At 72.6% G+C, this 14,642-nt stretch carries 12 protein-coding genes; 6 read left to right on the top strand and 6 right to left on the bottom strand.

The window, feature by feature from the left end; all coding sequences use genetic code 11:
* Window positions 1-249: 249 nt before the first annotated feature.
* Together ACZ3X1_RS30550 and ACZ3X1_RS30545 are read right to left on the bottom strand one after the other, a co-directional pair.
* Window positions 250-897 carry a TetR/AcrR family transcriptional regulator gene (locus ACZ3X1_RS30550; protein WP_390076683.1) on the bottom strand — a complete coding sequence of 216 codons (648 nt, stop codon included), beginning with the start codon at window positions 895-897 and terminating at the stop codon, window positions 250-252.
* A 140-nt stretch (window positions 898-1,037) separates the two neighbouring features.
* A complete protein-coding gene (locus tag ACZ3X1_RS30545) occupies window positions 1,038-3,101 on the bottom strand; it encodes a galactose-binding domain-containing protein (RefSeq protein WP_467281846.1) in 2,064 nt (687 codons plus the stop codon).
* A gap of 272 nt (window positions 3,102-3,373) precedes the next feature.
* On the opposite strand from ACZ3X1_RS30545, the gene ACZ3X1_RS30540 reads away from it, so the two are divergent.
* A complete protein-coding gene (locus ACZ3X1_RS30540) occupies window positions 3,374-3,676 on the top strand; it encodes a hypothetical protein (RefSeq protein ID WP_356814271.1) in 303 nt (100 codons plus the stop codon).
* 34 nt (window positions 3,677-3,710) lie between these two features.
* Here ACZ3X1_RS30540 and ACZ3X1_RS30535 read toward each other — a convergent pair whose 3' ends face one another.
* Window positions 3,711-4,922 (bottom strand): serine hydrolase domain-containing protein, encoded by a 1,212-nt coding sequence (locus tag ACZ3X1_RS30535; protein WP_356814269.1) that lies wholly within the window; start codon window positions 4,920-4,922, stop codon window positions 3,711-3,713.
* A gap of 132 nt (window positions 4,923-5,054) precedes the next feature.
* Window positions 5,055-6,683 carry an AMP-binding protein gene (locus ACZ3X1_RS30530; protein ID WP_467281840.1) on the bottom strand — a complete coding sequence of 543 codons (1,629 nt, stop codon included), beginning with the start codon at window positions 6,681-6,683 and terminating at the stop codon, window positions 5,055-5,057.
* Window positions 6,684-6,811: 128 nt separating this feature from the next.
* On the opposite strand from ACZ3X1_RS30530, the gene ACZ3X1_RS30525 reads away from it, so the two are divergent.
* Complete coding sequence (locus ACZ3X1_RS30525; RefSeq protein ID WP_356814266.1) at window positions 6,812-7,171, top strand: zinc ribbon domain-containing protein YjdM; 360 nt, start codon at window positions 6,812-6,814, stop codon at window positions 7,169-7,171.
* Between the two features lie 861 nt (window positions 7,172-8,032).
* On the opposite strand, the gene ACZ3X1_RS30520 is transcribed toward ACZ3X1_RS30525, so the two are convergent.
* A complete protein-coding gene (locus ACZ3X1_RS30520) occupies window positions 8,033-8,626 on the bottom strand; it encodes an isochorismatase family protein (protein WP_356814276.1) in 594 nt (197 codons plus the stop codon).
* Window positions 8,627-8,814: 188 nt separating this feature from the next.
* Between ACZ3X1_RS30520 and ACZ3X1_RS30515 the strand changes: the two genes are divergently transcribed.
* The 3 genes from ACZ3X1_RS30515 to ACZ3X1_RS30505 all read left to right on the top strand — a co-directional run bounded on the left by ACZ3X1_RS30515 (window position 8,815) and on the right by ACZ3X1_RS30505 (window position 12,856).
* Window positions 8,815-9,813, top strand: a complete 999-nt coding sequence (locus ACZ3X1_RS30515) for a GlxA family transcriptional regulator (protein ID WP_390076685.1) — start codon at window positions 8,815-8,817, stop codon at window positions 9,811-9,813.
* Between the two features lie 101 nt (window positions 9,814-9,914).
* Window positions 9,915-11,483 carry an SDR family oxidoreductase gene (locus ACZ3X1_RS30510; protein WP_467281837.1) on the top strand — a complete coding sequence of 523 codons (1,569 nt, stop codon included), beginning with the start codon at window positions 9,915-9,917 and terminating at the stop codon, window positions 11,481-11,483.
* A complete protein-coding gene (locus ACZ3X1_RS30505; protein WP_356814262.1) occupies window positions 11,480-12,856 on the top strand; it encodes a cryptochrome/photolyase family protein in 1,377 nt (458 codons plus the stop codon). The genes ACZ3X1_RS30510 and ACZ3X1_RS30505 overlap by 4 nt, the downstream gene beginning before the upstream one ends.
* Here the strand turns inward: ACZ3X1_RS30505 and ACZ3X1_RS30500 are convergent.
* Window positions 12,847-13,848: a MerR family transcriptional regulator gene (locus ACZ3X1_RS30500; RefSeq protein ID WP_467281834.1), complete on the bottom strand. Its 1,002-nt coding sequence runs from the start codon at window positions 13,846-13,848 to the stop codon at window positions 12,847-12,849. The two genes, ACZ3X1_RS30505 and ACZ3X1_RS30500, sit on opposite strands and share 10 nt — an antisense overlap.
* 147 nt (window positions 13,849-13,995) lie before the next feature.
* Between ACZ3X1_RS30500 and ACZ3X1_RS30495 the strand changes: the two genes are divergently transcribed.
* Window positions 13,996-14,616, top strand: a complete 621-nt coding sequence (locus ACZ3X1_RS30495; RefSeq protein ID WP_467281831.1) for a sigma-70 family RNA polymerase sigma factor — start codon at window positions 13,996-13,998, stop codon at window positions 14,614-14,616.
* Window positions 14,617-14,642: the final 26 nt, after the last annotated feature.

Here is a 14,642-nt window from a genome sequence, read left to right as displayed (position 1 = left end):
TGCCGTGGAGAAGCGAGTAGCCATACTTCCTCGGTCTTTCTGCGAGTACCCGATGAACCAGGTACGAGGGGAGCAACGTAGCGCCCTGACCAGGCAGTTCGTACTCGTAAACGGACAAGCGGGACACAACTTCTGTCGCAGTGACGCAATTCACGCCATGACTGGATCTGGCTCCAGATGCGGCTCGGCGCCAGGACGTCTACTGAGGTGGGCGCCGGCTGCGCCGGCGGGCGGGGCGGGCGGGTCCCTTCAAACGGAGAGCGGTGGACCGGTGTGCTCCCGTACGGACGGCCGGTCCCCGTCCGTGGTCTCGGTCAGTCCCGCGACATGGTCGGTGACCATGTCGAGGATGGCCGCCACGACTTCGGCGTCGCCGAGCACGAGGTGGTTGAGGGTCAGCCCGTCCGTCATGGCGGCCAGGTAGCGGGCCAGTACGGGTACCGGTACGCGCAGCTCGAAGGGCATGAGCAGGCGGAGCTGTTCGATGAGCTCGGTGTAGGTGTCGGAATACAGCTCGTACTGGCGTCGCGCCAGGTGCTCGAACCCGGGCCGGCGCAGGGCGTACTGCGTGAGCTCGTAGGTGAGCATGTGCTCGCCCGGGTTGGCGGCGACGTGGTCCCAGTACGCCTGGAAGCCGGCCCGGATGGTCTCCCGCAGGGTGGCCCGGGGCCGGATGGCCTCCCTCGCCACGGTGATGCCGTGTTCGGTGATCGCCACGATCACGGATTCCAGCAGGGCCTGCTTGGACTCGAAGCAGTAGTGGAAGACGCTCAGGGACACGCCGGCCTCGGCGCAGATCGACCGCGTCGTCGCCCTGGCGACGCCGTCGCGGGCCATCACGCGGATCGCCGCCTCGGTCAGCTGGCGGCGTCGCTCGGCCGACGGCATGCGTGCCATGGGCGCTGGTTCCCTTCGTTCCGTTCGTTCCTAGCGCAGTGGTGCAGCAGTGCAGTCGCGGCAAAGGCGGCCGGGGCCGGCCGGATCGGCGGATCCGGCCGGCCCCGGCCCCGGGACCTGAATGGGTCGGCTGAGCGGCGTCAGCTGCTGTAGACGCCGACCTCGTAGAGCGAGTAGCCCCACTTGGTGCCGCGCTGCACGCCGTGGACACGGACGTAGCGGGCTGTGGTGCCGGTGAAGAGCGCCGTGTCCAGACCGCCGTCACCGGTGGTGGTGGACCACGCGGACTGCCAGTCGGTGCCGTCGTTCGACAGCTCGATGCGGTAGGCGTGCCCGTGCGCCCGCTCCCAGTCGAGCGTGACGCGCTTGACCAGGTGGGCCGCACCGAGGTCGATCTGGATCCACTGGTCGTCGCTCCAGTCGCTCGCCCAGCGGGTGCCCTTGTTCCCGTCGACGGCCCGGGACGGGGCGTAGCTCGTGAAGGGGTTCCACTCCGCCGAGCTGGCCGCCGTGGACGCGCCCGCGGCGAGGTTCACGCCCGCCTTGTGCTTCTCGGACGAGCCCCAGGTGGTGAGGTAGGACTCGGCGCCGCGGAAGAGGTCGTCGACCACGTCCTGGCCGCCGACGAGCCGGATGTCCTCGATCCAGTCCGGGACCAGGCCGTAGTGCGAGGCGCCGTCGGTGTTGAGGTCCCAGGTGCGCTGTCCGGTGGTCTGCTTGTCGATGACGGAGCCGCCGTCGACGCTGCGGAACGGATAGCGCACCGGGTTCGGGGTGTCGGCCCCGCGGGGGCCGGGCCAGCCGCCGACGCCGTTCATGTCGGTGCCGTAGCCGTAGCCGACGTTGTACTTGTCGCGCAGGGCGTTCTTGGCCTTGGCCTCCGCGCTGAAGCCCTCGGCCCCGTTCATGTACTGGGCGACGAATCCGCCGAGCTTGTACAGCCGCTCGGTCCAGTTGTCGTCCATCCAGCTGTGCGAGGAGATGATGCCCGGGTAGGACTCGGACTCCAGGATGTCGAAGGCCCGGCCGGCGGCCTTGACGCTCATGTGGTCGATCTCCAGCATCATCTTGCGTTTCATCATCCCGCGCACCGCGTACTCGCCGAGCTCGGTCAGGCCGCGGGTGTTGCACTGCGCGTCCGCCGCGTACGAGGGCACGGACACGCCCGCCGGAAGTTCCTTCTGCGCCTGTGGAGCGGCTGCGAGCCCGATGGGGTTGTCATGCTGCGGGCCGGTGCACTTCTCCGTCTTCCAGAAGGTGCCGGTCGACAGGAACTGGCCCACGTTGATCGCGGTGCCGAGCGCGCCCTGGTCGAAGCGGACGCCGCACAGGGCGTTGTCGAACTTGTGGCAGAGGAACATGCTGCGCACGCCCAGCTTGTGCAGCTCGTCGAGGCCGCGGTCGACGTCCTCCTTGTTGCACTGCGCGATGTCGAGGATCTGCTTGCAGCCGAACGGCTCGGAGGTCTCGACGCCCAGGACGACAGCCAGTTTGCCCTGCTTGACGACTTCGCGGGCCTGGGCGGAGTCGGTGACGATCCGGAACCAGCCCTTTCCGGGGCCGCCGTACATCTTGTCGATGTAGGCCTGCATGTCGTACGTCTTCTGCGCTTCGAGCCGGATGGCGGTCATCTCGTCGCAGCCTCGGTCCTTGAAGAAGTAGACCGAGCAGATCACGCCGTTGGTGACGAGGTCGTTGACGAGCACCCGCTGGCCGCCGCGCCAGGCGCGCTCGACCCAGGCGTAGTAGTTCTGCTGGTGGGTCAGCGAGTCGTGGGCGGGCCAGTCCTTGAAGGTCGGCCAGCCGTTCGGGTCGTGCTTGCCGTCGCCGCCCTTGGTGATGAAGTCGAAGATCGCCAGGGTGCCGTCGGGGTAGTGCTCGGGGCAGTCCTTGAGCGCGTCGGCCACGCCCAGTTCGGAGAAGGGCCTGCCGCAGATGAGGCGGCCGCCGAAGCCCTCGTTGGACATCAGGTGGTCGTGCGCGTCGACGAAACCGCGCACCCGGCCCTGGGAGTCGGTGCCCTTGAACGGTTCGCCGGTGATGTTGATGTCGGAGTCGGGTGCGGGCCGCGCCACCGGATTCCACCAGCCGGGGTCGGCGGCGGAGCTGGGCACGGGGCCGAGCACCATCGCCACCACGGCGAGGAGCAATGACAGGACCGCGAGGGGGCTGCGCCTGTGGTGCGTGTGTCGGGAAATGGTCATCACTCACGTCTTCGGTCAGCGGATGGCGCGGTGGAGGAGCCGGACCCGTTCGGGGACGCGACGGCCACACGGGAGAGCTGACTTGTCATGAACCCGCAAACGGTGATCCGAGAATCGCCACTGGCGCCGACAGAGTCAAGAGTCCGGGACGGATGACCTGATGATCCGTCAGTAGCGTTCGTCAGTAGCTCCGCCGGGGAGTGCCGGTACGGGCGGGCAGGGTCCGGCGTGGCCGGTCGGCCGGAGACGCCGGGACGGCCTACCGTCGAGCCATGAGTGCGATGGCGGTGGTGTACGAGGTCGAGGAGCCGGTGGCGGCGCACCCCGGCGGGACCGTGGACGGCGGCGGTGAGGCGGTCGTCGTGCGCGTGCACGCGGCGCCCGCGGCGCCCGGGATGTCCGGTGTCCCCGGTCCGCGGACCTTCTGCGGCAGGGACACCTTCGCGATGCGGGCCGCCCCGCCGCAGCCGGGGCAGGCGGGGCAACCCGCCGGGCAGCCCGGCGCGACGTGGTACGACACGGAGTACGCGGACCGGGTCTGCCCCGCGTGCGACGACGCGGTGGGCACCGACTGAGGCGCCGGGCCGGCGCGGGTCCGCCGGGCGGGCGTCAGCGCGCGTTGCGCTCGGGCAGGTCCGTCTCGGCCGGCGCGAAGCCGAAGCCGCGCGCGCCCTTCTTCTCGGTCTGCTTCCCGCAGAACGCGGCTTCCAGGGTGCCGCCGAGCGCCGTGTTGGCCTCGCCGCGGTTCGAGGTGTTCGCCATCGCGGACAGGCTGCGCCGGCCGTCGCGCGTGGAGAAGGCGTAGGTGTAGAAGCCCTGCACCGTGCCCGTGTGCCCGTAGACCGACGTGCCGCAGGAGAGGTCGTAGCGGCGCAGACCCAATCCGTAGAACCGGGTGTTCGCGGTGTCGGTCGGGGTCGCGGTCACCATGGCGTCCAGCAGCCGGGGCGGCAGCAGCCGGCCGCCGAGCAGCGCCGACGTGAAGGTGTTCAGGTCGGCCGGGCTGGAGATCACCGCACCGGCGGACTGGGCCCACGACACGGTCTGCTCGGTGGAGTCGACCAGCGGCGCGCCCGCCTCGTCGGGGTGCAGGTAGCCGCGGGCGTGCAGGCCCTTGATCTCGGTGTCGGGATGCACGTACGCGGTGCTGCGCAGGCCCAGCGGCTTGAAGATGCGCCGCTCGTACTCCTTGCCCACCCGGTTGCCGGTGGCCTTCTCGATCAGCATGCCGACGACGACGAAGTTGGTGTTCGAGTACTTGTACGCCACGCCGGGCTCGGTGGTCCTGGGCTCGCGCAGTGAGAGGTCCACCAGCTCCTGGTGGCTGAACACCCGGTTGCGCACGGCCTCGAAGCCGGGGACCGTCTGCTCGAACATGGCGTCCGTGTAGTCCGCCAGTCCGCTGCGGTGGGTCAGCAGATGGCGCACCGTGATCCGGTCGTCGGGCAGCAGGCCGGGCAGGTAGCGGTTGACCGCCGTGTCCAGGTCGATCTTCTTCTCCCCGACGAGCTGGAGCAGGACCACGGCGGAGAAGGTCTTGCTGACACTGCCGATCCGGAAGCGGGCCTGCGGGTCCATGGCCGCGCCCGTGGCCTTGTCGCGTACGCCGACGGCCCGGGTGCGGACCCCGCCGGGGCCGCTGAAGCGGGCCATGGCGCCGGGCGCTCCGGCGGCCGTCGTGTTGCGCAGCGCCCGGGTCAGCGCTTCGAGATCGGGGGCGGCGGTCCCGGCCGCCTGGGCGGTGGCCGCGGGGGTGACGGCGGCCGTCACGGCGAGCAGGGCGGCGGTCAGGGCGAGACGTCGGTGCACGGGCAGCGGCACGGTGTTCCTCTGGTCGGTGGTCAGTCGGCGGCACAGGGCGGGGCGTCGCGGACGGCCGGACGGCGCGACCGCGACGGGCCCAGAAAGATCATCGATCAGGAGCGGCGGCGGCGCGAGCCGCAACGCGCTGTCCTATGAAGGAGGTTCCAGCAGGCGGAGGGCTTCCTGGCGCATTTCCACCTTGCGGACCTTCCCGGTGACGGTCATGGGGAACTCGTCCACGACGTGCACGTACCGCGGGATCTTGAAGTGGGCGAGCCGGCCGGCGCAGTACGCGCGGACGGCGTCCGCGGTCAGCGGTTCGGCCCCCTCGCGCATCCGCAGCCACGCCATCAGCTCCTCGCCGTACTTGGGGTCGGGCACCCCGATGACCTGGACGTCGAGGACGTCCGGATGTGTGTGGAGGAACTCCTCGATCTCGCGCGGGTAGAGGTTCTCCCCGCCGCGGATCACCATGTCCTTGATCCGGCCGGTGATGCTCAGATAACCGTCGTCGTCCATGACGGCCAGGTCGCCGGTGTGCATCCAGCGGGCCGCGTCGACGGCCTCGGCGGTCCGCTCCGGTTCCTCCCAGTAGCCGAGCATCACCGAGTAGCCGCGGGTGCACAGCTCGCCCGGCTCCCCCCGGGGCACCGTCCGCCCGGTCCGCGGATCGACCACCTTCACCTCCAGGTGCGGCCCGACGCGGCCCACGGTGGACACCCGGCGCTCGACCGAGTCGTCGGCGCGGGTCTGCGTCGACACCGGGGAGGTCTCCGTCATCCCGTAGCAGATGGACACCTCCGTCATGCCCATCCGCTCGATGACCTCCCGCATGACCTCGACCGGGCAGGGCGAGCCCGCCATGATCCCCGTACGCAGGCCGGACAGGTCGTACGAGTCGAAACCGGGCTCCGCCAGCTCGGCGATGAACATCGTGGGGACGCCGTAGAGCGAGGTGCACCGCTCCGACTCCACCGCGGCCAGGGTGGCCACCGGGTCGAACGCCGGCGCGGGGATCACCATGGCCGCGCCGTGGCTGGTGCAGGCGAGGTTGCCCATGACCATGCCGAAACAGTGGTAGAAGGGCACGGGGATGCAGACCCGGTCCTGCTCGGTGTAGTGGCACAGCTCGCCCACGAAGAAGCCGTTGTTGAGGATGTTGTGGTGCGAGAGCGTCGCACCCTTGGGGAATCCGGTGGTCCCGGAGGTGTACTGGATGTTGACGGCGTCGTCGGGGCTCAGCGCGGCCTGTGCCCGGGCCAGGTCGGCCGGGTCGCCCCGGCGGCCGCGCTCCAGCAGGGAGTCCCACAGGTGCCCTCCGAGCAGGGCCACGAACTCGAGGTCCGGACATCGCGGGTGGACCTCCTCGATCATGGCGGCGTAGTCGGAGGTCTTGAAGCGGTCCGCGGCGGCCAGCAGCCGGATGCCGGACTGCCGCAGTACGTACTCCAGTTCGTGGGAGCGGTAGGCGGGGTTCACGGTGACGAGGACCGCCCCGATCTTGGCCGTGGCGTACTGCACCAGCGTCCACTCCGCGCGGTTGGGGGCCCAGATCCCGACGCGGTCGCCCTTCACGATGCCCAGGTCCAGCAGCCCGAGGGCGAGGGCGTCGACATCGGCGGCCAGCTCCGCGTACGTCCACCGGCGGTCGGCGGCCACGTCGACGAGGGCGTCGCGGTCGGGGAACCTCCGCACCGTGCGGTCCAGGTTCTCGCCGATGGTGTCACCGAGCAACGGCACTTCGCAGACCCCGGACGCGTAACTCGATGCGGCAGACACATGGACCTCCTGGACGGGCGGACGGGCGGACGGGCGGACGGGCGGACGGGCGGGCGGGCGGATGGACGGGCGGACGGGAGGGCGGGCGGGGCGATCTGGGGCGATGGCGCCTGAAATATACTGATGGGGTGACTGAGGACCCCTTGCCAGCCTGCCCCGAGTGTGCGGGTGCCTACGCCTACGAGATGGGCTCGCTGCTGATCTGCCCCGAGTGCGGGCACGAGTGGCCCCTCACCGCCGGCGCCGGACCGGCCGAGGCGCCCGAGGAGCGGGTGATCAAGGACGCCGTCGGGAACGTGCTGGCCGACGGCGACACCGTGACGGTCGTCAAGGGCCTGAAGGTCAAGGGCAGTCCGACCGGCATCAAGGCGGGCACCAAGGTGCGCAACATCCGCCTCGTCGACGGCGTGGACGGCCACGACATCGACTGCAGGATCGAGGGCTTCGGGCAGATGCAGCTCAAGTCCCGTGTGGTCCGCAAGGTCTGAGGAGACCTGGGGGATCCGTGGCATGGGAAAAGGCGCCTGCCGGGCGGAGGCCGGGCAGGCGCCTTCGTCGTACGCGTGGGGGGGCGTGTCCGCAAGGCAGCGCCGACCGCCCGGGTACCGGACGTACCCGGGCGCGCCCGACAGCGAACACGGCGAGGTGCGGTGCCAGGCACCGCGGGACCGGCGGGACTTTGCGGACACCCCCTGGGGCAGGCCAGGGCGCGGTGAAGGCGCGCGAGGGGCGCACGGCTTGGCGTACGGCCTCCAGCAGCAGCATGCCCGGGGCGTGTCGACGGGGTGGTCGAAGGACATCGGGTGGTTGATGTCGGTCCGCGACTGCGCGCGTTGCATGGAGCTGGTGGGGGACAGCACCACGTCGTGGAAGCGGGTCGCGACACACCCGCCGGGGCGTCATCGGCGGCGGGAGGGGGACGATGCGGACGGGCCACCTGGTCGAGCTCGGCGTTCGCGCCGCGCAGGCGCTGTGGACGGCCTCGGGCGGGTGGGTGAAGCCGACCTCGGCGGTGCCCGGGAACTCCCGGTCCCGCGTGGCGGTGACGTACATGGTCGGGCGGGCGAGCCCGCGGGTCCCGGCGGGCGATGCCCGAGCAGCGAATGGGGAGCATCCCGGCGGACGGGGAACCGCCGTCGCTGCGCGCGACGCCGATGGGCGTGGCGGACGGCTGGACGGCCCTGACACCGCCCGGCGGCTGCAAGTACGACGGGCGACGGCCGGGGGCTCTGGCGCGTGCGGGGCATGACCCGGTTTCACGCCGGGGGAGCTCGACGCTTACCTGCCGGGCATCCACCGGCTGCCGCTCGGCGAGGAACTCTGACGCGGAGGGCCGGCCGCCCCGTGCCTCAGCCCAGGTCCGAGGCAGTAGGCACGACCACGCCGTAGAGGTCGGCGATGGTCGCGAGGGCGCCGTGGTGGACCTGCTCCGCGGGCAGCCCGGCCACCGCCGAGCGCAGCGGCCGGGTGGCGCAGGCGTCGGCGACCACAGTGGGGCGGTTGCCGCGCAGGAAGGCGCCCTCCGCGGTGAAAGCCACGCACATGTGGGTCATGAACCCGACGACGATGACGTGCTCGTTGCCCGCGGCGTCGAGGATCTCGCCGAGGTCGGTGCCGACGAACGCGTTGGGGGCGGCCGTCTTGACGACGACGCTCTCGCCGTCGAGGGGAGCCACCCGGGGGTGGATCCGGCCGATGTCCTCGCGGATGTCGTACGGGGTCCCCGCGCCGCCGTCGTGCTGCACGTGGACGATCTTCGTGCCGGCGGCCCGGGCGCGGGCCAGCAGGTCGGCCGCGGCGTGGAGGGCGGTTTCCCAACCCGTCAGCTCCAGCACGCCGCGGGTGTAGGTGTTCTGGTAGTCGACCAGGATCAGCGTCGCCCCGGCCAGCGGAGCCGGGGTCTGGTCGAGGCCGTTGAGCTCGCGCAGGGTGGTCGTGTTCACGGGCGTGGTCGTGGTCATGGAGGTGCCCCCTCGGGCGTCATGTCGGAAGGTTCCGGCCGCATCGTGCGGCGGCCGTGCCATGAACGCTATGAGCCCCCGGGTAGTGTCTGCAATGTCATCCGACTTGCAGAAACAGACATGCCGTACGAGAGCCTTCCGGCCTCCCCGGCCGACCGAACGGAGACCCCGTGAACAGCGCCGCACGGTTCGTGGTCGTCGTCCTCTTCGACGGTGTGGACCTCCTGGACGTCACCGGCCCGCCGGAGGTCTTCGCCCTGCTGCGCCGCGAAGTGGGCGACGCCGACGGCTACGACGTCGTCCTCGCGGCCGAGACCGCGGACCCCGTCACCACCTCAGCCGGCGTCCGGATCCTGCCCGACACGACCTTCACGGACCTGGAGCTGTCCGGCAGGAGCATCGACACCCTGCTGGTCCCGGGCTCGGTCGAGATCGACAACACCGGCCGGGCACGCGCCGTCGCCGACCCCGCCGTCGTCGACCGGGTGAAGGCCCTCGCCGGCCGGACCCGGCGGCTCGCGTCCGTCTGCGTCGGGGCCCACATCCTCGCCGAGGCAGGACTCCTCGACGGCAGGCGCGCCACCACCCACTGGTCGACCGCGCAGCAGCTCGCCGCCGACCACCCCGCGGTCGAGGTCGACGCCGACCCGATCTTCATCCGCGACCGCGACGTGTGGACCGGCGCGGGCATCAGCGCCTGCCTCGACCTGTCCCTCGCCCTCGTCGCCGACGACTTCGGGGAGGCCGTCGCCCTGCGCGTCGCCCGGCAGCTCGTGATGTACCTGAAACGGCCGAGCGGACAGAGCCAGTTCAGCGTCCCCCTGGCACCCCTGTCCACCACACGGCGCACGGAGGACCTCCGCCACTACGTCACGCGCAACATCACCGGACGGCTCTCCGTCGCCGACCTCGCCGAATACGCCCACGTCAGCGAACGGCAGCTCACCCGCATCTTCAAGACGGAACTGGGCACGACCCCGGCCGCCTACATCGAATCGGCCCGCGTCGAGGTGGCGCGCAACCAGCTCGAATCCACCGACGCCACCCTCGACCGCATCGCGTCCACCTGCGGCTTCAACACCACGGACACCCTCATCCGGGCCTTCCGCCGCACCCTCGACACGACCCCCACCGAGTACCGCAACCGCTTCCGCTCCCCGGTCCGCTGAAGAGCGCACGCCCATCCGGCCTACCCCGTGCATCCGTCCCGCCCGCGATCGCGGAAGAGATCAGGGAACCACCCCGGTCGACGGCGGAACGGAGCACCTCCATGACCGACACCCAAGGGCACCCGGCCCGGCCCCCCGGCCCGCAGCCCCCCGGATCGCTGTGCCTGGTCACCGGCGCCACCGGCTACATCGGCGGCCGGCTCGTCCCCGAGCTGATCACCGCCGGACACCGCGTCCGGTGCCTCGCGCGCACCCCCGAGAAGCTGCGCGACCACCCCTGGGCGGGGCAGGCGGAGATCGTCCGCGGCGACGTCACCGACGCCGCGTCGCTCGCCGCCGCCCTGCGGGGCGTCGACGTCGCCTACTACCTCGTGCACGCCCTGGGCAGCGGGCGCGACTTCGAGGAGACCGACCGCCGGGCCGCGCGCACCTTCGCCGACCAGGCCCGTGCCGCCGGCGTACGCCGCATCGTCTACCTCGGCGGACTCGTCCCGCGCGGGGTCCCCGACCGCGACCTCTCGCCCCACCTGCGCTCCCGCGCCGAGGTCGGCCGCATCCTCCTCGACTCCGGGGTCCCCACGACCGTGCTCCGCGCCGCCGTCATCATCGGCTCCGGCTCGGCGTCGTTCGAGATGCTCCGGTACCTCACCGAGCGGCTGCCCGTGATGGTCACCCCCAGCTGGGTGCGCACCCGCATCCAGCCCATCGCCGTCCGCGACGTGCTGCGCTACCTGGTCGGCAGCGCCACCATGCCCGGCCACGTCAGCCGCGCCTTCGACATCGGCGGCCCCGAAGTCCTCACCTACCTCGACATGATGCGCCGCTACGCCGACGTCGACGGACTGCCCCGGCGGCTGATCCTGCCCTCGCCCGTCCTCACACCGCGCCTGTCCAGCCACTGGGTCGGCCTGGTCACCCCCGTGCCCCGGTCCATCGCCCGCCCGCTCGCGGAGTCCCTCAAGTACGAGGTCGTCTGCGACGAGCACGACATCGCCGACTGGGTGCCCGATCCGCCCGGCACTCCGATCTCCTTCGACAGGGCGCTCTCGCTCGCCCTCCAGAAGGTCCGCGACGCCCAGGTCGACACCCGCTGGTCCTCGGCCTCCGTGCCCGGCACGCCCAGCGATCCGCTGCCCACCGACCCCGACTGGGCCGGCGGCAGCCTCTACACCGACGTCCGCGAGCGCATCGTCGACGCTCCGCCCCAGGCGCTGTGGCGGGTCGTGGAGGGCATCGGCGGTGAGAACGGCTGGTACTCCTTCCCGCTCGCCTGGGCCGTCCGCGGCTGGCTCGACCGCCTCATCGGAGGAGTCGGACTGCGCCGGGGCCGGCGCGACGCCACCCTCCTGCGGATCGGCGACTCCCTGGACTTCTGGCGGGTCGAGGAGATCGAACGCGGGCGCCTGCTCAGACTGCGCGCCGAAATGCGGCTCCCCGGCCTCGCCTGGCTGGAGATGTACGCCGAGCACGACGACGAGGGCCGCACGCGGTACCGGCAGCGGGCGCTCTTCCACCCCCGCGGCCTGGCCGGCCACGCCTACTGGTGGAGCGTCTCGCCCTTCCACGCCCTCGTCTTCGGCGGCATGGCCCGCAACATCGCGCGCACGGCGGAAGCGACGGCCGGAAGGCCCCACCCCGCCGGAGGCCCCACCCCGGGAGCGGAATCATGAACGTGTCGGTCGTCCTGTTCACCTCGGACCTGCGGGTCCACGACCATCCGCCGCTGCGTGCCGCGCTCGGCCCGCGCAACGAGACCGTCCCGCTCTTCGTCCGCGACCCGGCGGTGGACAGGGCCGGTTTCGCCCCGCCGAACCGCCTCGCCTTCCTCGCGGACTGCCTCGCCGACCTCGACCAGGGGCTGCGCCGGCGGGGCGGCCGGCTCGTCGTCCGCTCGGGCGACCCCGTCGCCGAAGTGTGCGCCGTCGTGCGGGAGGCCGACGCCGACGAGGTGCACATGGCCGCCGGGTGCAGTGCCTTCGCCCTGCGGCGGGAGCAGCGGCTGCGCCGGGCCCTGGAGGCCGACGGCCGCCGCCTGTACGTCCACGACGCGGTCGTCACGGCGCTGCCGGCCGGCGCCGTGACACCGACCGGATCCGATCACTTCGCCGTGTTCACCCCGTACTTCAGACGCTGGTCGGCAGAGCGGCTGCGCCCGCCGCTCGCGGCCCCGCGCGCGGTCCTGGTGCCGCCCGGCATCCGCTCCGAGGCCCTGCCCCTCCGGCCGGCCGCCGGAGCCGTCTCGGCGGGCCTGGCCACCGGAGGCGAGGAAGAGGGCCGCAAGCGGCTCGCGTACTGGCTCGACCGGTACGCCGACGCCTACGAGGAGGGACACGACGACCTCGCCGCGGACACCACCTCCCGCCTCTCCCCGTACTTCCACTTCGGCGCGCTGTCGGCGGCCGAGGCCGTGCACCGCGCCCGCGACCGGGGTGGAGCGGGCGCCGAGGCCTTCGTACGGCAGCTCTGCTGGCGCGACTTCCACCACCAGCTGCTCGCCGCCCGCCCCGCCCTCGCGGACGCCGACTACCGCACCCGGGCCGACCGATGGCGGAGCGGCCGGCAGGCGGAGGCCGACCTGCGGGCCTGGCAGGACGGCCGTACCGGCTATCCCGTCGTGGACGCGGCCATGCGCCAACTCGCCCACGAGGGCTGGATGCCCGGCCGGGGCAGGCTGCTCACCGCCTCGTTCCTGACCAAGACGCTCTACATCGACTGGCGCGCCGGAGCCCGCCACTTCCTGGACCTGCTGGTCGACGGGGACGTCGCCAACAACCAGCTCAACTGGCAGTGGATGGCCGGCACCGGCACCGACAGCCGCCCCAACCGGGTCCTCAACCCGGTGATCCAGGGCAAGCGCTACGACCCGGAGGGCGCGTACGTACGCCGGTGGGTGCCCGAACTCGCCGGGCTGCAGGGGCCCCGGATCCACGAGCCGTGGAAGCTGGACGGTCCCGAACGGGCCCGGTACGACCGCTATCCCGATCCGCTGATCACACTCCCGGACGGGCTGGCCCGCTTCCGCAGGGCCCGTGGTCAGGACTGACCCGGGGCGGCGGGCCGCCCCGCCCCCGCTGCCGCCGTGTCGCACAGCCCGCGCAGCAGGACCAGGGCGTCCCGCAGCCCGCCGGGCCGCAGCGTGCCCGGGGCGAGGGGCTGACCGGCCCAGCCCGGGCCCGCCGGCAGTACGGCGGGCCGGGCGCGGGCGCCCCGGACGCCCCACACGGTGTCGGCCACGTGCCGGGCCAGCGGCGCATTCGCGGTCGACCGGGCCTGGGACCACAGCACGACCGCGGCGGGACCGGTCCGGCGCACCGCCTGGTCGAGCGCCTCGGGCGGCACGGCCGGCCCGAACATGAGCGTGGGCAGGCCCACTTCGGCCAGCCCCGCGGCCAGCGCCTCCAGCGCGAGGGTGTGCTGCTCGCCCGGCACGCAGGCGAGCAGCACCGGGGGCACACCCGTCCTCGACCCGGCGGGCGGGGGCCCGCAGGCGCGGCGCAGCGCGCTCGACACGTGCCAGGACAGCAGGTGCTCGACCTCGACGTACCGGTCGCCCGAGGTCTCCCATTTGCGGCCCACGGCGTGCAGGGTCGGCGCCATCACCTCCTCCCAGGCGGTGACCAGGCCGTACTGGGCGATCACGGAGGCCAGCATGTCGTCCACGGCCCAGGCGTCGAGACGTACCGCCGCCCGCCCCAGCCCGCGGCACTCCTGCCGTACGGCGCCCAGCGGCAGGCCGTTGCCCGAACCGGGCGGGCGGGCCGGCCGGGGGAGCGGTTCCCGGTCGGCGGGCGGGGCGGGCGCCGGACCCGCGAGAGCGGCCCGCGCGGCCTCCGCGGGCGGGATCCCCGACGAGGTCAGCCGGCACATCTCCCGCAGGACGGCGATGTCCTCGGGCGTCCACCGCCGATGCCGGCCGTCCTCGCGGGCGGCCGGTCCGATGCCGTAGCGCCGGTCCCAGGAACGCAGGGTCGTCGGGGCGACCCCCAGCCGGCGGGCCACCGCCCCCGTGGTCAAGCCGTGTGCGGACTCCGTCATGGGTCCATGATGCGACGCACAACCGATGCGAGTGGTGCCGAAGCGTGCACGGGCCCGAATCTGGAGGGGTCCGACCCGCCCCCCACGGGGCGACCCGTCCGCCGACCGGCCCGCTGCCGGCTCCGTCCCGGCCCGAGGAGCAGCCGCATGACCGCCCGGAGCGCCACCGTCCAGCCGTCCCCCGCGACCTGGGAGGGCCTCCTCGACCACGAGGTCGCCGAGGGCTTCGTACGCGGGGACGAGCAGTGCCTGACCGCCGCGTACCGTCGATGGGGAGGCCTCGTCCAGGCCCTGGCGGCCCGTACCCTCGGGGATCCCAGGGAGGCCGAGGACATCAGCCAGCAGGTCTTCCTGGCCGCCTGGCGGGGCCGGGCCGGCTACCGGCCGGAGCGCGGCGCCTTCCCCGGCTGGCTCGTCGGCATCACCCGCCGGAAGACCGCCGACGCGCTCGCGGAGCGCACCCGGCGGCTGGCCCTGGTCACCGCGGCCGGCGCCGCCCTGCCCCCGCCGGACGAGCCCGCGGTCGGTCCCGAGGCCGTCCTGGACCGGCTGCTGATCACCGGTGAGCTGGCGAAACTGCCCGGTCCGCAGCGGGAGGTGCTGGCCATGGCCTTCTACGGGGACCTCACCCAGACCCAGATCGCCGAGCGCACCGGGATGCCGCTCGGCACGGTGAAGAGCCACACCCGGCGGGGCCTGCACCGGATGCGCCACCGCTTCACCGCCGCGTCCCCGGCCGCGGAGCCGGCCGTGGCGGGATACGCGTAGGACACCCCCGAGCCAGGAGGTGCGAA

This window comes from Streptomyces sp. NPDC023541 (assembly GCF_055559995.1).
Note: the sequence above shows the minus strand (reverse complement) of the source record. Positions and strands in the feature narration are given on the sequence as shown.